General features: G+C 58.8%; 23 protein-coding genes. 16 read left to right on the top strand and 7 right to left on the bottom strand.

Translation table 11 applies throughout. The annotated features are described in order from the left end of the window. Window positions 1-216 precede the first annotated feature (216 nt). From BLW01_RS05770 to BLW01_RS05735, 8 genes are all read left to right on the top strand, one after another. Window positions 217-1,554 carry an OmpP1/FadL family transporter gene (locus BLW01_RS05770; RefSeq protein WP_092568523.1) on the top strand — a complete coding sequence of 446 codons (1,338 nt, stop codon included), beginning with the start codon at window positions 217-219 and terminating at the stop codon, window positions 1,552-1,554. A 162-nt stretch (window positions 1,555-1,716) separates the two neighbouring features. Further along, a protein-coding gene (gene prfB, locus BLW01_RS05765) for a peptide chain release factor 2 (RefSeq protein WP_139243916.1) occupies window positions 1,717-2,815 on the top strand; the annotation gives its coding sequence in 2 pieces (ribosomal slippage) (window positions 1,717-1,791 and window positions 1,793-2,815; 1,098 coding nt in all). A gap of 96 nt (window positions 2,816-2,911) precedes the next feature. Next, the gene (gene lysS / locus BLW01_RS05760; RefSeq protein ID WP_092568599.1) at window positions 2,912-4,432 is read left to right on the top strand and encodes a lysine--tRNA ligase; all 1,521 of its coding nucleotides are present in this window, start codon (window positions 2,912-2,914) and stop codon (window positions 4,430-4,432) included. Between the two features lie 132 nt (window positions 4,433-4,564). Next, window positions 4,565-4,951 carry a hypothetical protein gene (locus BLW01_RS05755; RefSeq protein WP_092568522.1) on the top strand — a complete coding sequence of 129 codons (387 nt, stop codon included), beginning with the start codon at window positions 4,565-4,567 and terminating at the stop codon, window positions 4,949-4,951. 88 nt (window positions 4,952-5,039) lie between these two features. Then, complete coding sequence (locus BLW01_RS05750; RefSeq protein ID WP_092568521.1) at window positions 5,040-6,443, top strand: MFS transporter; 1,404 nt, start codon at window positions 5,040-5,042, stop codon at window positions 6,441-6,443. A gap of 66 nt (window positions 6,444-6,509) precedes the next feature. Then, window positions 6,510-6,824: a BolA family protein gene (locus BLW01_RS05745; RefSeq protein WP_092568598.1), complete on the top strand. Its 315-nt coding sequence runs from the start codon at window positions 6,510-6,512 to the stop codon at window positions 6,822-6,824. Next, window positions 6,824-7,660 carry a hypothetical protein gene (locus tag BLW01_RS05740; protein ID WP_092568520.1) on the top strand — a complete coding sequence of 279 codons (837 nt, stop codon included), beginning with the start codon at window positions 6,824-6,826 and terminating at the stop codon, window positions 7,658-7,660. The genes BLW01_RS05745 and BLW01_RS05740 overlap by 1 nt, the downstream gene beginning before the upstream one ends. An 8-nt stretch (window positions 7,661-7,668) precedes the next feature. Then, entirely contained in the window at window positions 7,669-8,145 is a 477-nt protein-coding gene (locus BLW01_RS05735) for a GNAT family N-acetyltransferase (RefSeq protein WP_092568519.1), read from the top strand. Between the two features lie 18 nt (window positions 8,146-8,163). On the opposite strand, the gene BLW01_RS05730 is transcribed toward BLW01_RS05735, so the two are convergent. Both BLW01_RS05730 and rsmD read right to left on the bottom strand, forming a co-directional pair. Further along, window positions 8,164-8,364: a cell division protein ZapB gene (locus BLW01_RS05730; RefSeq protein ID WP_092568518.1), complete on the bottom strand. Its 201-nt coding sequence runs from the start codon at window positions 8,362-8,364 to the stop codon at window positions 8,164-8,166. A gap of 87 nt (window positions 8,365-8,451) precedes the next feature. Beyond that, a complete protein-coding gene (gene rsmD / locus BLW01_RS05725; RefSeq protein WP_092568517.1) occupies window positions 8,452-9,078 on the bottom strand; it encodes a 16S rRNA (guanine(966)-N(2))-methyltransferase RsmD in 627 nt (208 codons plus the stop codon). A gap of 90 nt (window positions 9,079-9,168) precedes the next feature. On the opposite strand from rsmD, the gene ftsY reads away from it, so the two are divergent. The 4 genes from ftsY (at window position 9,169) to rpoH (ending at window position 13,009) form a co-directional block, all read left to right on the top strand. Next, window positions 9,169-10,296: a signal recognition particle-docking protein FtsY gene (gene ftsY, locus BLW01_RS05720; RefSeq protein ID WP_092568516.1), complete on the top strand. Its 1,128-nt coding sequence runs from the start codon at window positions 9,169-9,171 to the stop codon at window positions 10,294-10,296. Window positions 10,297-10,299: 3 nt separating this feature from the next. Continuing rightward, window positions 10,300-10,968, top strand: coding sequence for a cell division ATP-binding protein FtsE (gene ftsE / locus BLW01_RS05715; RefSeq protein WP_092568515.1), 669 nt, complete (start codon window positions 10,300-10,302; stop codon window positions 10,966-10,968). Then, window positions 10,965-11,945, top strand: a complete 981-nt coding sequence (ftsX, locus tag BLW01_RS05710; RefSeq protein WP_092568514.1) for a permease-like cell division protein FtsX — start codon at window positions 10,965-10,967, stop codon at window positions 11,943-11,945. Before ftsE ends, ftsX begins: the two co-directional genes overlap by 4 nt. Before the next feature lie 197 nt (window positions 11,946-12,142). Further along, window positions 12,143-13,009 (top strand): RNA polymerase sigma factor RpoH, encoded by an 867-nt coding sequence (gene rpoH / locus BLW01_RS05705; protein WP_092568513.1) that lies wholly within the window; start codon window positions 12,143-12,145, stop codon window positions 13,007-13,009. 85 nt (window positions 13,010-13,094) lie between these two features. On the opposite strand, the gene slmA is transcribed toward rpoH, so the two are convergent. From slmA to coaBC, 5 genes are all read right to left on the bottom strand, one after another. Then, a complete protein-coding gene (slmA, locus tag BLW01_RS05700) occupies window positions 13,095-13,712 on the bottom strand; it encodes a nucleoid occlusion factor SlmA (protein ID WP_092568512.1) in 618 nt (205 codons plus the stop codon). Between the two features lie 84 nt (window positions 13,713-13,796). Next, complete coding sequence (gene argB / locus BLW01_RS05695) at window positions 13,797-14,699, bottom strand: acetylglutamate kinase (protein ID WP_092568511.1); 903 nt, start codon at window positions 14,697-14,699, stop codon at window positions 13,797-13,799. Between the two features lie 36 nt (window positions 14,700-14,735). Further along, window positions 14,736-16,118 carry a phosphomannomutase/phosphoglucomutase gene (locus BLW01_RS05690; RefSeq protein WP_092568510.1) on the bottom strand — a complete coding sequence of 461 codons (1,383 nt, stop codon included), beginning with the start codon at window positions 16,116-16,118 and terminating at the stop codon, window positions 14,736-14,738. A gap of 41 nt (window positions 16,119-16,159) precedes the next feature. Then, window positions 16,160-16,630 carry a dUTP diphosphatase gene (dut, locus tag BLW01_RS05685; RefSeq protein WP_092568509.1) on the bottom strand — a complete coding sequence of 157 codons (471 nt, stop codon included), beginning with the start codon at window positions 16,628-16,630 and terminating at the stop codon, window positions 16,160-16,162. Beyond that, window positions 16,627-17,886, bottom strand: coding sequence for a bifunctional phosphopantothenoylcysteine decarboxylase/phosphopantothenate--cysteine ligase CoaBC (coaBC, locus tag BLW01_RS05680; protein ID WP_092568597.1), 1,260 nt, complete (start codon window positions 17,884-17,886; stop codon window positions 16,627-16,629). The genes dut and coaBC overlap by 4 nt, the downstream gene beginning before the upstream one ends. Window positions 17,887-18,008: 122 nt before the next feature. Between coaBC and radC the strand changes: the two genes are divergently transcribed. The 4 genes from radC (at window position 18,009) to mutM (ending at window position 20,264) form a co-directional block, all read left to right on the top strand. After that, window positions 18,009-18,683, top strand: a complete 675-nt coding sequence (gene radC / locus BLW01_RS05675) for a RadC family protein (protein WP_092568508.1) — start codon at window positions 18,009-18,011, stop codon at window positions 18,681-18,683. 176 nt (window positions 18,684-18,859) lie between these two features. After that, the gene (rpmB, locus tag BLW01_RS05670) at window positions 18,860-19,096 is read left to right on the top strand and encodes a 50S ribosomal protein L28 (RefSeq protein WP_092568507.1); all 237 of its coding nucleotides are present in this window, start codon (window positions 18,860-18,862) and stop codon (window positions 19,094-19,096) included. Between the two features lie 80 nt (window positions 19,097-19,176). Then, complete coding sequence (gene rpmG, locus BLW01_RS05665; protein ID WP_092568506.1) at window positions 19,177-19,332, top strand: 50S ribosomal protein L33; 156 nt, start codon at window positions 19,177-19,179, stop codon at window positions 19,330-19,332. 101 nt (window positions 19,333-19,433) lie between these two features. After that, entirely contained in the window at window positions 19,434-20,264 is an 831-nt protein-coding gene (gene mutM / locus BLW01_RS05660) for a bifunctional DNA-formamidopyrimidine glycosylase/DNA-(apurinic or apyrimidinic site) lyase (protein WP_092568505.1), read from the top strand. Window positions 20,265-20,317: the final 53 nt, after the last annotated feature.

Raw genomic sequence — 20,317 nt, 5'->3', positions numbered from 1 at the left:
GGTCGGCTGGAGGACGAGTGCGGCATGACACATTAACTGATTGAAAGTTCGGGATATGACAAGGATCTAAGCCTAAAGTATGAGCAAAAATTCGATTAAAACGAACGTTTGCTCTTGAACGATGCGGGAAATTGCGCCAAAAAAGAAGTGTACGCCAGTGCCCGGTCAGGGCATGCCTGTCAACACTTCCAGTTTCCTGGAAAAGGACGTCACAAGATGCATAACAAGTTCAATAAACTGTCAATCGCCGTGGCGATTGCTTCGTCTGCCCTGGTCACTACGTCGGCTTTCGCCTCGGGTTTCCAGGTGCGAGAGCAGAGTGCCAAAGCCCTGGGGAATGCGTTTTCCAATGCGGCGGCAGGGGCCGAGGACGTCAGTTTCATGGCCTACAACCCAGCCGCCATCGGCAATATCGAGGGGACCCAGATCGCCGGTGGTCTCTCTTATATCGATGCCAATTTCGAACTGACGGATGCCGAGGCTTCCAATGTCGCCGGGGTACCTTATTCATCCAGTGCATCAGGCCAGGGAGGCGAATCCGCCTGGGTTCCCAGCTTTGCGGCCAAGACCCGGCTCCACGAGGAACTGGACCTGGGGCTGGCAATCTACGCACCTTATGGGCTGTCGACCAAGTACGATCAGGAATGGATCGGCCGTTACCATGCCATAGAGACGGAACTGGAAACGATCGACATTCAGCCTACCCTGAATTATCGCGCGACCGATCGTCTCGATCTTGCCGTGGGACTGCGCGCTCAGTATGCCGATGCCACGTTGTCCAATGCCATCGATCTGGGAGGACGTTCCGGCAATCCGGCATTGGTGGGTAACGCTGATGGCATGGCCGAGGTGACCGGCGATGACTGGGGATACGGCTACACCCTGGGCGCACTGTTTCAGGCCACCGAAAAAACTCGTTTCGGGGTCAGCTATCGTTCGGAGGTCGATCTAACATTGGATGGTGAGGTCGATTATAGTGCCGACAATGCTGCAGGCCAGCAAGTGTTGGCGGAGTCGCAGGCCACTGGCCAGTTACAGGATGGGGGCGGAAAGGCGGATATCACTACTCCGGCCAATGCCAATCTAGGTGTCTATCATCAACTGACCGATCGCTTGGCGTTAATGGCCAATGTCGAGTGGACCGAGTGGAGCAGCTTCGATGAACTGGTCGTCGAGTTCGCAGATGGCTCAAACAGTACGACCACTGAAAACTGGGACGATACCTGGGCCTTCTCGGTGGGGGCGAACTATACGCTGAATCCTCAGTGGATCTTGCGTGCCGGGTTGGGCATCGACGAGAGTCCGGTGCCGAGTGCCGAGTATCGCACCCCGCGGGTACCGGATGCAGACCGTCGCTGGGCCTCCCTGGGGGCGACCTGGATGCCGAACGAGAATCTGGGGATTTCCGCCGGCTACATGCGTGTCTTTGCCGATGATGGCGACATTGATCAAGACGCGACTCCCTCCAATGAAAATAGGATACGAGGCAATCTGTCCGGAACCTATGAAGTCGATGCGGATGTGTTTGCCCTGTCAGTCGATTATCGTTTCTGAATCGCCACGAGCCCTGCACGAAAACACCCGGTTACACCGGGTGTTTTCGCGAGTGAGTCCCGGTGGCGGGATAGCCGCTTCGCCTTGCTTTCGCTACAATGATGGGCTTTCCGCCGTCGCGCGTGACGGCGCCATTTTCGCGAACGCTTTGGCGAGATAGTCATGCAAGAGATCAACCCGATCAATCAACGTATCAAGGACCTGTCGGATCGGACAGACGTCCTGAGGGGGTACCTTTGACTACCCTGGCAAAAAGGAACGGCTAGAGGAAGTCACCCGCGAGCTCGAGAATCCCGACGTCTGGAACGACCCAGAGCATGCTCAGAAGCTGGGTAAGGAGCGTGCCAGTCTGGTTTCTGTCGTCGAGACTCTGGATCAATTGTCACAGGGCGTGACCGACAATGCGGATTTGCTCGAGTTGGCAGCCATGGAGGACGATGGCGAGACTGTCGAGGAAGTCGAACGCGAACTGGATGGTCTGCAGCAAAGCCTGGAAAAGCTCGAGTTCCGGCGCATGTTTGCCGGTGAATTGGATGAGAATAACGCCTATCTGGATATCCAGGCCGGTTCTGGTGGCACAGAGGCTCAGGATTGGGCGAACATGCTGTTGCGCATGTACCTGCGGTGGTGTGAGCACCACGGCTTCAAGGCGGAAATCGTCGAGCTGTCCGAGGGAGACGTGGCCGGCATCAAGTCGGCGACGATCCATGTCGAAGGGGATTACGCATTCGGATGGTTGCGTACCGAAACCGGTGTGCATCGATTGGTGCGCAAGAGCCCCTTCGATTCCGGCGGTCGTCGCCACACCTCCTTTGCATCCGTCTTTCTGTCTCCCGAGATCGATGACAGTTTCGAGGTGGAAATCAATCCGTCGGATCTGCGCGTCGATACCTATCGCTCCAGTGGTGCAGGCGGTCAGCATGTCAATACGACCGACTCTGCGGTGCGCATCACGCACGAACCGACCGGCATCGTCGTGTCGTGCCAGAACCAGCGCAGTCAGCACGCCAACCGCGACCGGGCCATGCAGATGCTCAGAGCCAAGCTTTATGAGCGCGAGATGCAGGAGCGCAATGCGGCCAAACAGCAGGCCGAAGATGCCAAGGCCGATATCGGCTGGGGGAGCCAGATTCGTTCCTACGTTCTGGATGACCAGCGCATCAAGGATCTGCGGACCGGTGTGCAATCCAGCAATTGCGAAAAGGTACTCGACGGCGACCTGGACCAATATATCGAGGCCAGTTTGAAGCAGGGACTCTAGGCGCTTCAGCGAGCGACGCGTTCGGGTGACGAACGGGGGCCGTGATGACGCTGTACCCTGATGAAGCCTGAAGCCCAACTTTTGATAGGTAATGACATGTCGAACCAGAGCTCTTCCCAGGATGGCTCCCAGCAAGACGAAAACCACTTGATCGCCGAGCGCCGTGCCAAACTGGCAGCCCGGCGTGAGAAAGCGGGGGAGCAAGGCGGTAGTGCCTTTCCCAATGATTTTCGCCGCGACAGCATGGCGGCCGAATTACAGGCCGAGTTGGGCGACAAGGAAAAAGCCGAGCTTGAAGAGTTGGACAGGCAGGCTGCCGTTGCCGGTCGAATCATGCGTAAACGTGGTCCCTTCATCGTCATCCAGGACGCCTCGGGTCAGATACAGCTCTATATCGACAAGAAAGGGTTGTCGGCCGAGCTTCTTGAGGACATCAAGGGATGGGATATCGGTGATATCGTCGCGGGGCAGGGGCCTGTGCATAAGTCCGGCAAAGGGGACTTGTATGTGATGATGCGTGAGGCGGTACTCCTGACCAAGAGCCTGCGTCCGCTGCCCGACAAGTTCCATGGCCTGACCGACATGGAAGCGCGTTATCGTCAGCGCTATGTCGACCTGATCATGAATCCGGAATCACGCCGAGCCTTCGAGATTCGTGCCGGTGTGGTGTCGGCGATTCGCCGCTTCTTCGAGGCGCGGGGATTCATGGAAGTGGAAACGCCGATGCTGCAGCCGATTCCCGGCGGTGCGGCGGCACGTCCGTTCATTACCCACCATAATGCGCTCGATATGGATATGTATCTGCGTATTGCGCCGGAACTCTATTTGAAACGTCTGGTGGTGGGGGGCTTCGAGAAAGTCTTCGAAATCAATCGCAATTTCCGTAACGAGGGGTTGTCGACGCGGCATAACCCCGAGTTCACGATGCTTGAGTTTTATTGGGCGTATGCTGATTATCGCGATCTGCTCGATCTGACGGAGGCGTTGGTTCGGCAAGTCACTCGGGAGGTGCTGGGAAGCGCAGCGCTGGATTACCAGGGGCGGCGCTATGACTTGGAAGCTTCCTTCCAGCGATTGACGCTGCGTCAGGCAATTCTCGAGTATGGCGAAGGGATCGGTGAGTCCGATATCGATACCCATGACGGGGCAGCTGCCTTATGCGAGCGCCTGGGAATCGAGCCCAAGCAAAGCTGGGGGTTGGGCAAACTGCAGACGGAAATATTCGAGGCCGTGGCAGAACCCAAACTCGATCAACCGACCTTTATCATCGAGTACCCGGCCGAAGTGAGCCCCTTGGCACGACGTAACGATGATAATCCGTTCGTCACCGATCGCTTCGAGTTCTTCATCAATGGTCGTGAAATCGCCAACGGTTTCTCGGAACTCAACGATGCCGAGGATCAGGCGGAGCGCTTCCGTGAGCAAGCCGCCGAAAAGGATGCTGGTGATCTGGAAGCCATGTATTACGATGCGGATTACGTCCGTGCGCTGGAATACGGTCTGCCGCCCACGGCAGGAGAAGGTATCGGCATCGATCGTTTGGTGATGCTGCTGACTGATAGTGCGTCGATACGTGATGTACTGCTGTTCCCGGCGATGCGCCCGAGTGGAGACTGAGCGTTCACGTGTGCCAGGCGGGCTCCCCGTGGGGTGGATCTGGACCACATGGCGATTCCTTCACGGAATTCGTTGGTAAGCGGCGAGACAAGAGCCCATAATGATCAGCGTTTCGATGTCGAGGAGAGTCCAATGAAACTGCTCAATCGCTCTGCGCTGAGCGTCAAGCCCACCCAGGCGTTTCTGGATTGGGTCAACTCGCTGGAGCCAACTGTCGGTGAGGAGGACCTCACGCTGGATGATGTCGATCGGGAGAGCACTGTCTACCTGATTCCGGAGATGGATACTCCGGAAGCGCTGGAAGCCTTTATCCAGGAGCGTTTCATGGACATCCTCGAGTGCGAGTTGCGCGCTTGGGAGGAGGATGAGCGCCAATGGCCCGAGGCTCTGAACTGGGCGCTGTTCCAGCGTTTCCTTCGCATCGAACACAGCTACTTGGCGGTAGATCTCGACGACGAGACACCCTTGGAGATCGCTGAACTCGATGACTCGCTGCTGCTGGAGACCGACCTGGACTGAGCCGCGCGGTTATGGCTTCCCGCGGGCTCTCCATGTCCGCTTATGACCGGCGTTTGCCGGTTTTTTCGGTACTAATGAAAGAGTGTTAATGAGCAGATTGTTCGAGACACGTCCCGGCGATGATGGCTTGCCCGGTCCGGAGCGTCGTCTTGCGGTACTGGTGTTGGTGCTCGGCACCTTGCTTGCCGTGATCGACACAACCATGATCAATATCGCTCTGCCATCGATAGCCCACGATCTAGGAGTCCCCGGGTCGCGAGCGGTATGGGTCGTCAGCCTGTTCCAGGTGGTGTGCGCGGCCATGCTGCTGTTGTGTGCCTCCTTGAGCGAACTCGTCACTCGGCGCCGACTGTATATCGCCGGGTTGGGTGTGTTCTCGCTCTCTGCCTTGGGCAGTGCCCTGTCGACGAGCCTGGAAATGCTGCTGGTCTTTCGCGCTCTGCAAGGCCTGGGAGCGGCTGCGACACTGTCGATCGGGCCATCGTTGTATCGACGGATCTTTCCCTCTCGCCTGCTGGGATCGGCAATGGGATTGAGTGCCCTGGTCGTGGCTGGCGGGTACGCAAGTGGACCAACGCTGGGTGGGGCAGTGCTGGCCATTACCGACTGGCCCTGGCTGTTTGCCTTGAATGTTCCCTTGGGGCTGGCAGCCTTGGTACTGGCTTGGCGGGCACTCCCGTCGGAACCTCGGCGGAAGGGGGGCTTTGATCTGCAGGGTGCTCTATGGTCGGTTGCTATGCTGGCGTGCTTCTTTCTGGCCATGGATGCCGTGGGACATGGAGACACGGGATGGTCGGTCGTGGCGCTGGTGATCGGCAGTCTTGCCAGCGGTTGGCTGTTTTTCCGCCGCCAGCGTCGCGCCAGCCATCCGTTGTTACCGCTGTCCCTGTTCCGGGAACGGCGTTTTTCACTGGCCGTGATCGTCTCGGGACTGGCATTTGTGGCCCAGGGGCTGACTTTCGTGGCGCTGTCCTTTCTCTATCAGCAGGAAATGGGGCATTCGCCGCTGATGACTGCCTGGTTATTCACCCCCTGGCCCCTGACGATCATGCTCGCCGGTCCCCTGTCGGGGCGATTGGCCGACCGAATCAACCCCGCGCTGCTGTCAACATCGGGGCTGGTACTGCTCCTGTGTGGCTTGATATCGCTATCACTCCTGGAGAGTGGTGCCAGCGTCGTTGATAGCCTATGGCGCACGGCGTTGTGCGGTCTGGGCTTCGGTCTGTTTCAGGCACCCAATAATCGGGAAATGATGAGCCAGGTTCCCAAGGCGCGCAGTGCCAATGCCTCGGGCGTCATGAGTACGGTCCGCACCGTGGGTCAGTCATTCGGCGTGGCGTCGGTCGGTGTATGGCTGGCGGCGGAACTCGGTTCGGTGCAGTGGTCGATCTGGGTGGCCTGTTCGGCTTGTGGGCTGGCTATCATGGCCAGTTTGTGCCGCACCGCCCCGACACTATCGCCTGCGATCGCCCCGTCGTCTCCATCCGATTGAGCGCGTATAATGAATAGCTGCAGCCGCGACCGGCGGTTCGCTGATTCGTCACGAGGCATTATTATCATGAGCATTCAGGCGCGTATCGAAGACAAGCTGCAATCGCTCGATCCCGACTACCTGTCGGTCGAGAACGAAAGTCACATGCATAACGTGCCGGCCGATTCCGAAACCCATTTCAAGGTCACACTGGTTTCCGAGCGTTTTTCCGGTTTGATGCCAGTCAAGCGTCATCAGCAGATCTATGCGGCGTTAGCCGATGAACTGGCTGGGCCGGTGCATGCGTTAGCCCTCCATCTCTACACCCCCGAAGAGTGGCAGGCGCGTGGGGCTAACCGTCCCGATTCACCTCACTGCCGTGGCGGTGGTGCGGCGTCGTGATGACGGAGCCGCAACGCTTGCAGTACCTGCAGGCCATGGGAGTGACCGCTTGGGTAGGGCGCTATCGCTTGCCCAATGCGGCCGAAAGCATGGCTTGTGAATGGCCTGAGCCATCCGAGGACGTCAAACCCTCTGTCTCGCAACTGCAGGCGGCACTGGTGGAAACATCACCGCCGGCCCCTTCATATGGCGCGGATGAGGCATCGACTACACGGCCAGGCAGGGCGCGGGCGTTACTGGAAGGCGTTGCGGACAGCGCCTCGCAGGATGAGGTACCCCTTGCCAATGACAGGGAAACGATCCAGGAGCGTAGCTCCGATGACGAACAAGCCCGGCCGGACATCGATTCCGACGACGCGCCCCAGGCGCTGCGCTTTTCCCTGCAAGTCGCATCGCTAGATGGGCGGTGGCTGGTCATACTGCCGGACGGTACGCCACCATCGTCATTGTCACAGCGACTGCTTGCCAATATCTTCCGTGCTGCTGGTATCGAATGCGAGACCGGGCTGGTATTCCAATCCTTTCACTGGCCGATGATCGAGGAGTTGCCGGTGCACGAACCCCTCGAGGAAGCCCGAGAGGGACTCCGGGCGTTCGTCGATGGTCGGCGCCGTGGCGGTTGGCGGTTGGAGCGGGTATTGCTCTTTGGCCATGCTCCAGTACTTGAAGATGTGCTCGCCATTACCGAGGGGCACAGCACCTTGCTGGGTCTCCCGGCCTGGCAGGGGCCGGCGCTGGAAACGCTCGCTCAGGATGCTGGTGCCAAGCGATCGCTTCTACCGATGTTGTCGACATGGCAGGTGCAGTGGTTCCAGGCTGCGGATGACGGTGATTGAGGGACCGGGTGGCCGACATCGACTTCTATCGTCTCGACGCTTCATGGCAAGCCGCTCTGCTGGACGCGGATCGTCGAACGAGTGACTCTCCCTGGTCGATCGGGCAATGGGCGGCAGTAATGGCGGACCCTCAGACGGTCATCTGGGGTGCCGCCGATGACCAGGGGAACTCTCTGGTTGCCTTTGCCGTGCTGGCGCGATTACCTTTCGAAGCGGAGCTGCAGCGTATCGGCGTGATTCCTCAATGCCGGCGACAGGGGATCGCCTACCGGTTGCTCGATGTGCTGATGCGTGAGGCCAAGGGGTGGCAGAGTGAACGCGTGCTGTTGGAAGTACGTGCGGGAAATAGACCTGCGCGGAGGCTGTATCAGCAATTCGGGTTCGTGGAAGAGGGGTGTCGTCCGGGATACTACCCGCCGGAGCGAAGGGAGACCGGCGGGAGAGGGCAGCGGGAAGACGCTATCCTGATGTCGCGACGTCCTTGATGTCGCTATCACGACGAATCAGGCGTTGCTCTCGTCTTTACCTTCCAGTTCCTGGAACTTGCCCAGCAAGCTGCTCAGTCGTTGCTCCCACTCTTCATGCTGCTGTTTGAGGCGGGCATTCTCCTCACGGAGCTCTTCGGCTTCCATTTTTAGCATCTCGATCGCCTCGACGGCATGGGTCACTTTCTGTTCGAGCTGGTTGAAGAGTTCACTACTCATCCTGTCTCTCCTGCTATCTTCTTGCGGATACGGCGGTCATGCCTGATTGGGGCGCGTCAGGGCGCAGCGTACGCCGCGTGTCGTCGCTCAGCAAGCGTCGCCGCTCGGCGACGCCTCACGACGATAGAGTCGTCCGATAGTATCACCGGCACGGGTTTCACGGTGCAGTTGCCATGAGATTGGCACGCGGGGAGGGTGTTCCGCTTCGGTTTCCAGATAAATCCATGCGTGACTCTCTAGCCAGCCATGGGTTTCGAGAAGCGTGCAGGTGCGCTCGGCCAGGTTTTGACGAAACGGGGGATCGAGAAATACCAGGTCATGGGGCGCCCCCTCATGCTGCAGGAAGTGGTCGACATTTGCCTTGACGACCCGACCCCGGGCACCCAGGCGGGTCAGGTTGGTTTCCAGTTGCGTTGCCGCTGCGTCGTGGTTTTCGATGAAGAGGGATTCGAGGGCCCCTCGGGAAAGAGCTTCGAGCCCCAGGGCGCCGGTGCCTGCGTATAAGTCGAGAACGCGCGCGCCGGGCGTGGCGGATGCTAGCCAGTTGAACAGCGTTTCGCGAACTCGGTCCGGTGTAGGACGCAACCCCGGTGCATTCGGAACGGGGAGCTGGCGGCGGCGATAGATGCCGCCGATAATACGCAGATTTCCGGTCCCCTTGCGCTTGGGACCGGAATTATTGGGTCGTCGGGTAGGCGTTTTACGGCGTGTCATGGAAGTGAATTGTACCCGGCGCTTATCCCCTGTCATAGCGCAGTGGTAGGATAGGGGGATTCATTCCGTTTCCCGGTGCAGATTTCGACCATGTTCGGTGTATTCAAACGTAAGAAGCAGCAGGATGGTAATCAGTCAACCTCTGACACGACGGCAGAAGAGCGTCAGGGAGAGGCGGCCGTTGAGCCTTCTGAGGCGACGTCGCCCGAATCGGTAGCAGCGGAAACGCCGGTGCCGGAGGAAACGGCCTCGTCGATATCCCAGCCGACAAAGCAGGGCTGGTTCGCGCGAATCAAGGCCGGTTTGGGCAAGACACGCTCCCAGCTCAGTGAGGGGCTGGCAGATCTGTTTCTGGGAAAGAAGCAGATTGATGACGAATTGATGGAGGAGTTGGAAACCCGGCTCTTGATGGCGGATGTCGGGATCGAGGCGACGACCGAGATCATGGACCGTCTGACCGAGCGGGTATCACGCAAGGAGCTGGCCGACCCTCAGGCGCTATATCGTGCTCTGCAGGACGAGTTGACGACGATGCTCGATACCGTCGCCACGCCTCTGTCGCTTCCCCCCAAGGGTGAGGGGCCATTCGTGATCCTGATGGTAGGTGTCAACGGTGTCGGCAAGACCACGACCATCGGCAAGCTGGCCAAGCGCTTCCAGTCTGAAGGGCGCAGTGTCATGCTGGCTGCTGGTGATACGTTCCGTGCTGCGGCGGTGGAGCAGCTCACGGTCTGGGGTGAGCGCAATAGCGTACCAGTCGTCTCGCAGCATACCGGTGCCGATAGTGCCTCGGTGATCTTCGATGCTCTCTCGGCGGCCAAAGCCCGCGGGGTCGATGTGCTGATTGCGGATACTGCCGGACGCCTGCACAACAAGGGGCATCTGATGGAAGAGCTCAAGAAGGTGCGTCGGGTCATGGGCAAGATCGACGAGACGGCGCCTCACGAGGTGATGCTGGTGCTCGATGCCGGTACTGGCCAGAATGCGCTTTCCCAGGCCAGCACCTTCAACGAGGCCGTACCGGTCTCCGGTATCACGCTGACCAAGCTGGATGGTACTGCCAAAGGAGGCATCATCTTTGCTCTGGCCAAGCAGCTCGGTACCCCGATCCGCTACATCGGTGTCGGTGAGACGCTGGATGATCTGCGTCCCTTCGAGGCCCGCGATTTCGTCGATGCACTGTTCGCCAGTGATAATAACGATGCTCAGAGCCCGTGACGCATGATCGAATTCGAGCATGTGGGAAAACGCTATGGAGGGCGTTTCGAAGCCTTATCCAATATCGACTTCCGAGTCCGCCGTGGGGAGATGGTCTTCCTTACCGGCCATTCCGGTGCCGGCAAGAGTTCGCTGCTGCGTTTGTTGATGCGACTTGAGCGTCCCAGTCGCGGTCGTGTGCTGGTCGCCGGTCATGACATCGACCGGCTGCATGTCAGTCAGGTCCCGTATTATCGCCGTCAGATAGGTGTCGTTTTCCAGGATCATCAACTGCTCTTCGACCGGTCAGTCTTCGATAATGTGGCATTACCTCTGACGATCCAGGGGATGGAGCCGCATGAGGCAGCACGACGGGTGAGAGCGGCACTCGACAAGGTCGGTTTGCTGTATCGGGAGAAGGCATTGCCTATCGAGCTTTCGACCGGTGAGCAGCAACGGGTGGGTATCGCCCGGGCCGTGGTCAACAAGCCGGCGTTGCTGTTGGCCGATGAGCCGACAGGTAACCTCGATCCGCAGTTGTCGACCGATATCATGACGTTGTTCGAGGATTTCAATCGTATCGGTACGACTGTGATGGTCGCCAGTCATGACCTGGCGCTGATCACCCGGTTGCGCCATCGGATATTGCGTCTACGGGAAGGCCGTTTGGTGGCCGATGAGGAGGCGGCATGAGAGAGGCCCAGCCTCGCCACACGTCGATGCGTGGTGCGCGCGGTCAACGCCCTCGAAAAGGTAGTCAGTTACGTGCCTGGGCACGCCATCATCGGGCCATGTGCCGGGACAGTGCCACGCGACTGATACGTCATCCGCTGGCCAGTCTTTTGACCATGCTGGCGATTGCGATTGCGCTGATATTGCCGGCTGGCTTATGGCTGACGCTGGATAGTGCCCGGTTACTCGATGCCGAATTGGATGAAAGTGCCACACTCACGGCGTATCTGGAGCAAGCCGTCGGGGATGCGGAGGCCGGACGGGTCACAGAGGCACTGCGTGCGCATGAGGGGGTTGCCGAAGCGCGTCTGATTACAGCTGAAGCTGGCATGCGCGAATTTCAGGAGTCCTTGGGGCTCGAGGATGCTCTGGCACGCTTGGAAAATAATCCGTTGCCGGCCAGCGTCGTCATTTCCCCACGAGATACCGCTCCCGAAGAGGTTGAGCAGTTGGCAGGCGCTCTTGAAGAGGTATCTGGGGTGGATGAGGTACGCCTTGACCTGGCCTGGCTGGAGCGTTTGCGTCGCCTGGCCGAGCTGGGACAGAGACTGGTGCTGGCATTGGGCGGATTGTTCGGTTTGGGGGTGCTGCTGATCGTTGGTAATACCATTCGACTATCGGTGGAAAGCCGTCGTCAGGAGATCGAGGTTGTGACGCTGATTGGAGCGACGCATGCATTTGTAAGACGCCCCTTTCTCTATAGCGGCGCATGGTATGGCTTGGGTGGAGGTCTGCTGGCCTGGATGCTGTTGTCATTGGGTGGACACTGGTTGGCGTCGCCCGTGACAGCACTGGCCGAGAGCTATGGCGCCGATTATCGGATGCCCTCACTTGACTGGCTGGGGTCGGCAGTGCTGCTATTCTCTAGTACACTGCTAGGCTGGTCGGGGGCCTGGGTGGCGGTAAACCGTCATCTGGCTGACATTCGCCCACGCTAGGATGTCATCGTCACGGGGAACCTTTGCGGACGTCCCGAGTCGAAAATATAGATTTCGATTATCGTGTCGGTTGGTAAATCCCTTTTCACGGATGAGGGGGTAATTAGTAGAATGGAAATCAGTGGTTAGCTCTGAGTCATCAGTTACGATCAATTGTTGACGGTCATTTTTTGGGCTTTTGCGGAGACATCTTGCATATGAGCACCAGTCTTCAGCCTGTTGGTCACTTATCCCCGGGTCATGACCTGAATGGCTACATTCAGGCAGTCAATGGTATTGCGGTACTGTCGGCTGATGAGGAACATGAACTGGCGTGCCGACTCCATGAGCACAATGATCTGGAAGCGGCTCGTCGGCTCGTCATGTCACATCTTCGTTTCGTGGTACATATTGCCCGTAGCTATTCAGGCTATGGGTTGCCTCAGGCCGACCTCATTCAGGAAGGTAATGTCGGCTTGATGAAGGCGGTCAAGCGTTTCGACCCGTATCAGGGAGTTCGCTTGGTTTCGTTTGCCGTTCACTGGATCAAGGCGGAAATTCACGAATACGTCCTGCGCAACTGGCGGATCGTCAAGATTGCGACAACCAAGGCGCAGCGCAAGTTGTTCTTCAACCTGCGCAGCGCCAAGAAGCGTTTGGCTTGGCTTAATAGCGATGAGGTCGATGCCATTGCCAAGGATCTTGACGTCAAACCCGAAGTGGTGCGGGAGATGGAAGGTCGTCTGTCTTCCTATGACGCGGGATTCGATGCCTCGTCATCCGAAGAGGAGGAGCAGGGGTATCAGGCGCCGGTTCACTATCTGGACGATGCGCGCTACGATCCGGCCACTCAATGGGAAGACAGCGACTGGGAAGAGGATTCGACCCGTCGCTTGCAAGTGGCTCTGGAAGGGTTGGATGAGCGTTCGCGCGACATTCTGCAGCGTCGCTGGCTGGCTGAACCCAAGGCGACACTCCATGAGTTGGCTGATATCTACGGTGTTTCTGCCGAGCGTATCCGCCAGCTCGAGAAGAATGCCATGAAGAAGATCAAGCAGCAGTTGGGGGATGCACTGACTGCTTGAGTACCCTCGAATGACGATCTCAACGCCCCTGGACTTTTACGGTACAGGGGCGTTTTCCGTTGGGAGGTCATGGTGCCGGCAGGGGTCAGGCTCCGGCAGCGCGAGGGACATCTCTCAATAATCCCGTCGCCAGCAACGGCCACTGGTCTTCCCAGTATTCAGTGGGACGCCGTCGGAAGTCACTGCGCACGAACTGAGTGATACGCCCCTCGACATGAGCCAGCAGCAGGTTGGCTATCTGGCTGGCCGGCAATGTCGGGCGCCGGCCTTCACGAACTTCAGCCTCGCGCAATACTTGCTTCAACTGGGTTTCCAGTCGCTCAAACAGTTGATGGATGCGCAGTCGTAGCCGTGCCGTCTCTCCCGTCAAGGCATCGCCACCCAGGAGTCGCGACAGGCCGGGGTTTTTCTCTGTAAAGGCTAGTAGCAGCGTAAGGATCTGTTGGCAGCGAGGCAGCGCCTCCGGGGTGTTGTCGAGTATTCGTCGAATACGTTCGAACAAGGTGTCTTCGATGAACTCGATCAATCCCTCGAACATACGCGCCTTGCTTGGAAAATGGCGGTACAGGGCCGCCTCAGATACACCGACCTGACGTGCCAGCGAGGCGATGGTGATACGCTTGCCACTGTCCTCCTCGAGCATTAATGCCAATGCCTGGAGTATTTCCTCCCGGCGGTTGGACTTGGAGAGTTCCTGCGTCATGACATTCTTCTAATGGATTCGATCATCAGGTCATCCTACTGAGAGGAGAGGGATCGGGCAAATGAATGTCGTCCCTCTTATCTCTCAGTTGGACTTCAATATCTGCGTGCCGACACCTGCATTGGTGAAGATCTCCAGAAGGGTCGCGTGCGGTACGCGTCCATCGATGATATGAGCGCTTCTCACGCCACCCTTGACGGCATCCAGGGCGCAGCGAATCTTGGGTAGCATGCCTCCATGGATCGTGCCGTCGGCAATCAACTCGTCGACTTTCGTCGTCGTCAGCCCGGTCAGAACATCCCCGTCGGCATTCATGAGCCCGGCGACATTGGTCAACAGCATCAGCTTTTCCGCCGAGAGGGCTTCGGCCACCTTGCCGGCAACCAGGTCGGCATTGATATTGTAGCTACGCCCCTCACCATCGACGCCGATCGGGGCGATCACGGGGATAAAGTCGCGTTGAGCAAGCATTTCGATCAGGTCCGTGGCGATGTACTCAACTTCACCGACATGCCCGATATCGATGATTTCCGGCGCCGTCATCTCGGGTGTCTGGTGCTCGACCTTCAGTTGACGAGCGCGGATCTGGCCGCCGTCCTTGCCGGTCAGGCCAATAGCCTTGCCGCCACATTGGTTTATCAGGTTGACGATGCTCTTGTTGACCAATCCGCCCAGTACCATCTCGACCACGTCCATGGTCTCGGCGTCGGTGACACGCATGCCATTGACGAAGCGTGACTCGATCTTGAGTTTGTCCAGCAAGTCGCCGATCTGTGGACCGCCGCCATGAATGACGACCGGATTGATGCCGACCTCCTTGAGCAACACCATGTCGCGCGCGAACGAGTCGATCAAGGTGTCTTCCGTCATGGCGTTACCGCCATACTTGACCACCACCGTCGCTCCCGAGAAGCGCTGAATATAAGGAAGTGCCTCTGAGAGAACTTCCACCGTCTGGCGGGGATCACGTGTCTGTTGGTCCGTCATGCTATCCACTCGTCCTCTGCGTGGCCCGGGGATGATTTAAAATGGGAGTGTGATGTCGGGAGCGATCTGCCTGAGAGCTTCCCCGAAGCGTGCTTGAATACGTTCCAGAGCAGCGTCGTTCTCGCCTTCGAAGCGCAACACCAGGACCGGCGTCGTGTTGGAGGCACGGCACAGCCCCCAGCCATCGGGGTAGTCCACGCGGATACCGTCCAGCGTCGTCTTGATGCCGTCGCTGCCGAAGTCGCCGTCACGTGCCAGTCGTTCGACCAGGCTGAATTTGGCGTCGTCGGTGACGGGGATATTGATTTCCGGCGTGCCCAGGTCCTGTGGATAACGCGCAAAGAAGGTATCAGCGTCTTCGGAGCGACGCGACAGGATTTCCAGCAGCCGCGCGGCGGCATAGAGGCCATCGTCAAAGCCGTACCAGCGCTCCTTGATGAAGATGTGGCCGCTCATTTCCCCAGCGAGCTGGGCGCCGGTCTCCTTCATGCGTGCCTTGATCAGCGAATGTCCGGTACGCCACATTTCCGGTGTTCCACCAGCGTTCTCGATGACCTGAGCGAGATTGCCGGTGCACTTGACGTCGAAGATGACCCTGGCGCCCGGAGTGCGGGATAGCATATCCTCAGCGAACGCCATCAACAGATGGTCGGGATAGATCAGCTTGCCTGCCGGTGTGACGACACCCAGACGATCGCCATCGCCATCGAAGGCCAGCCCGATGTCGGCCCCGCACTGCTGAACAGTGCGAATCAGGTCTGCGAGGTTTTCCGGCTTGCCGGGATCGGGGTGATGATTGGGAAAGGTACCGTCGATGTCGGCGAACAGCGGGATCGTCTCGGCGCCCAGTCGTTCGATCAGTTGGGGGCCGAGTTCGCCGGCAACGCCATTGCCGCAGTCGACCACCGCCTTGACGGGGCGCTCCAGCTTGATGTCGTCGACGATACGTTCGAGATACGCCTTACGGACATCGGTTTCCTCGATCTGCCCTTGACCTTGGATCAGGTCGTCCTCCTGGAGGCGACGGTGGAGGTCGGTGATGGCATCGCCATAGAGGGTTTCGCCAGCCAGCACGATCTTGAAACCGTTGTAGTCCGGTGGGTTGTGACTACCGGTCACCATGACGCCGGAAGTGCTCTCTGCCTGGACATGCGTAGCGAAATAGAGCACTGGCGTAGGGACCATGCCGATATCGAGCACTTTACGTCCGGCCTGGGTCAGGCCCCGCATCATTGCAGCTTGCAGGCGGGGGCCCGACAGACGCCCATCGCGCCCGACAATGACAGTGGACTCGCCACGCGCTGCGGCTTCACTACCGATGGCACGGCCGATGCATTCGACATTGTCCTCGGTCAGGGTGTCGTCGACGATTCCACGGATGTCATAAGCGCGAAAAATGGAAGCGGGAACCGAAGTCATGATACTCGTCCTTTATTGAGTGGTCCGTCGTGATAGGTGCGTCAGTGGCGGCCCGAACTGCCAAAGCCGTTGTCGCCTCGGAGGCTGTCATCGAAGCTGTCCACGAGGTTGAGCTCGGCCTGTACGACAGGCACAAGCACGTACTGCGCCACTCGCTCGAATGGTTCGAGTACTATGTGCTCCTGGCCACGGTTCCAGATCGAGATCATCAACTCGCCCTGATAATCGGAGTCGATCAGCCCGACCAGGTTGCCGAGTACGATGCCCTGTTTATGCCCCAGCCCGGAGCGCGGCAGGATCATGCCGGCAAGATTGGGATCACCGATATGTACGGCCAGGCCAGTGCGTACCAGTTCACAGTCACCGGGAGCGAGTGCGAGCGGTTCATCGAGCAGGGCGCGAAGGTCCATGCCGGCACTGCCGTTGGTGGAATAGTGAGGAAGCGGATAGTCGCGGACGCGATCGTCGAGGATCTTGATGTCCAGGCGTGGTCGTTGGGCAATCTGGGTCATGGAGTCTGCTTTGAATCGTTGGATGTCATGAGTCGTTCGATGATGAGGCCGATGATGGTTTCGGCCAGGGCTGCCTTGTCCCGTGCAGGGAGCTCGCGTCGTTGAAGTGGAGTCGTCGCGTCGGGGCGCCACAGTATCAACGCGGCATTTTGGTCGGCGCCGAATCCCAGTCCTTCCAGTGATACGTCGTTGGCGACGATCATGTCGAGCCCCTTGCGCTCCAGTTTATCCCGGGCATGGTGTTCGAGATTCCGGGTTTCTGCGGCGAATCCGACGACAAAGGGACGATGTTCGGTCATGCCGCCGACATCGGCAATGATATCCGGATTCTTGACCAGCGACAGGGTCATGCCGTCCCGATTGGCCTGCTTCTTGATCTTGTGCGTGGCGACATTGGCAGCACGGTAGTCGGCCACGGCCGCACAGCCGATGAAGACATCGCTCTCCTTGGCCAACTGCCGTGCCGTATCGGACATTTCCTGGGCGGTCGTGATGTCGTGTCGAGTCACGCCGACAGGCGTCGGCAACGTGACCGGGCCACTGATCAGGTGGACCTCGGCGCCATGGCGGGCGGCCGCAGCGGCAAGAGCAAAACCCATTTTACCCGAGCTGTGATTGGAGAGATATCGTACCGGATCGAGGGGCTCGCGCGTGGGGCCGGCAGTGATGGTGACGACACGTCCTGACAGTGAGGCAGAGGTGGCCGTTGACTCGTTTCTCGTGGTCATCAGTGCCACGATGGTGTCTGGCTCGAGCATTCGCCCTGGCCCGATGTCGCCACATGCCTGGTCTCCGGCATCCGGCCCCAGTAGTTGCCAGCCATCGGCTTCGAGCCGGTTCGCGTTGCGTTGTGTGGCGGGATGTCGCCACATGGCCTGGTTCATGGCTGGTGCCAGCAGACATTCGGCGCTGGTGGCCAGACACAGCGTCGTCAGAAGGTCGTCGGCGATTCCATGGGCCAGTCGGGCCATCAGATTGGCAGACGCAGGCGCAATCACTATCCTGTCGGCCCAGCGGGCCAGCTCGATATGGCCCATGCCCGCTTCGGCTTCGGTATCGAGTAGCGAGGTACGAACGGCATGACCTGTCAATGCCTGTAGAGTCAGCGGCGTGATGAAGGCCTGGGCGCCTTCCGTCATGACCACACGAACTTCGGCACCAGCCTGAGTCAGAAGTCTTGCCAGTTGCGCACTCTTGTAGGCGGCAATCCCGCCGCTGATACCGAGCAGGATGCGCTTGCCGACCAACGTTGACATGAATGATCCCCCTTCGGCGTCCATGGGTTACTTTATCATCCGCTCCATGATTTGCGTAGCATGAGGCTCAGGCCGAGGGTACACTCTCGCGCTGGCTAACGAAGAGACGCAGGGAGGCGTCGATGTCTATCCGACACTGGCCGGAAGGAGAGCGGCCGCGTGAAAAATTATTGAGCCTCGGAGCGGCCGGGCTGTCCGATGCGGAGTTGCTGGCGATATTTCTGCGAGTTGGTGTCAGGGGGCGCTCTGCAGTCGACCTGGCCCGCGACCTGCTGGGTCGTTTTGGCGGGCTACGACAGTTACTGGAAGCCGATTACCAGCACTTTTGTGCCGAATACGGCCTGGGTGAGGCGAAATATGTCCAACTGCAGGCCGTCATGGAGTTGTCGCGGCGTCATCTGGCCAGCCAGATCGAGCGCGGAGGGGCGCTGACGTCACCGTCGCTGGTGCGTGCCTATCTTGCCGCACAGTTGCGACACCTGGCTCATGAAGAGTTCGCTGCGCTGTTTCTTGATACACAGCACCGGGTGATTCGTTTCGAGTCATTGTTTCGCGGCACCCTCGACAGTGCGTCGGTATATCCGCGCGAAGTCGCACGACGGGCGCTGGACCTGGGCGCTGGTGCCATTATCTTCGCACACAATCACCCATCCGGGGTGGCCGAACCGAGTGACGCCGATCGGCGTATTACGACACGTCTGAAGGACGCTCTGGAGTTATTCGATATTCGTGTTCTGGATCACTTCGTGGTTGGCGATGGCGAAGTGGTGTCGTTTGCCGAGCGTGGTTGGCTATAATGCCGGTTTACGGAGAGAACTGAGGGACAGGCCTTGCCGAGGCAGGCGCTTTTTGGTATAAAGTGCAGCCTTTGAATTCCCTTGGGTTCGATGACGGGGCATAAGGCAACGAGCTGCCGTTCGCCCTACCCGTTGCCCGATAGGTTTTTGACAACTCGCCAGCGGTTGGAGGCCCCATGTCCAAAGTATGTCAAGTTACCGGCAAGCGCCCGGTGACTGGTAATAACGTCTCTCACTCCCATCGCAAGACGCGTCGTCGCTTCTTGCCGAATCTGCATACCCATCGTTTTTGGGTGGAGTCCGAGAAGCGCTTCGTCAAGCTGCGTGTCTCTTCCAAGGGGATGCGTATCATTGACAAGAAAGGCATCGAAGAGGTGCTGAGCGATATTCGTAAGCGTGGTGAGGCGGTATAACGCACCGCTCCGACGCTGATATGCCTGATAGTGGCGAATCGGCTTCTGCAGGCGGATACAGGTTTTGGGAGAAATGAGCCATGCGTGACAAGATCAGGATGGTATCCAGTGCCGGAACAGGTCACTTCTATACCACCGACAAGAACAAGCGGAACACTCCGGATAAGCTCGAAATGAAGAAGTTCGATCCGGTCATCCGTAAACATGTGATGTACAAGGAAGCCAAGATCAAGTAACACGGCGTACTTGATTGCTTCCACCGCAGGCGGCAGTCTGCATTCAGGAACCCGGCATATGCCGGGTTCCTGCGTCTCTGCCCATCATGACTGGTGACGCCATGCCCGAATTGCCCGAGGTCGAAACGACGCGTCGAGGAATTGCTCCTCATCTGGAGGGGCGTGAGATCGTCGAGGTCATCGTGCGTGAGCCCCGTTTGCGTATACCTGTGCCTGGGACGCTGGCGGATGACCTGGTGGGCGCGCACATTGGTAACTTGAGGCGGCGAGCCAAGTATTTGCTGATTCCCTTGATATCGTCGGGTGGCGTCTCCCGTTCCCTGCTCTGGCATCTGGGAATGTCGGGTAGCCTGCGCATTGCGCGCGTGGGTGACATCCCGCGCAAGCATGACCACATCGATATCGTGATCGAGGATCGGCATGTGTTGCGATATCACGACCCCCGTCGCTTCGGTTTTGTCGACTGGCTGTCGAGCTCGGAAGACACGGACAAGCGTCTGGTGAAACTGGGACCGGAACCGCTGTCATCGGCTTTCGATGGCGAGCATTTGTATCGCTTGTCACGAGGACGTCGTCTGGCCGTGAAATCCTTCCTGATGGATAATGCTGTCGTGGTGGGTGTCGGGAATATCTATGCGGCCGAGGCGCTATTCCTCGCGGGCATCGACCCGCGCCGGGCGGCTGGACGCATCAGCAGGACACGTTATGACCGCCTGGCGGCTGCCGTCCGTGATGTTCTCGCGGCTGCGATAGACCAGGGCGGTACGACGTTACGGGATTTCGTCAGTGGTGTCGGTGAACCGGGCTACTTCGCCCAACGGCTGAATGTCTACGGTCGCGATGGCCAGCCGTGTCGCCGGTGTGGCGCCGAATTGCGACTGACAACCGTGGGGCAGCGCGCCAGTGTCTTTTGTACGCGTTGCCAGACATGAGCTCCGACCGGAAACGCGCGGTCGGTACCTGAATTGGTTTTGTTGACAAGGCT

This window comes from Aidingimonas halophila (genome assembly GCF_900106955.1).
In the GTDB taxonomy this organism is placed as follows: Bacteria; Pseudomonadota; Gammaproteobacteria; order Pseudomonadales; family Halomonadaceae; genus Aidingimonas; species Aidingimonas halophila.
Note: the sequence above shows the minus strand (reverse complement) of the source record. Positions and strands in the feature narration are given on the sequence as shown.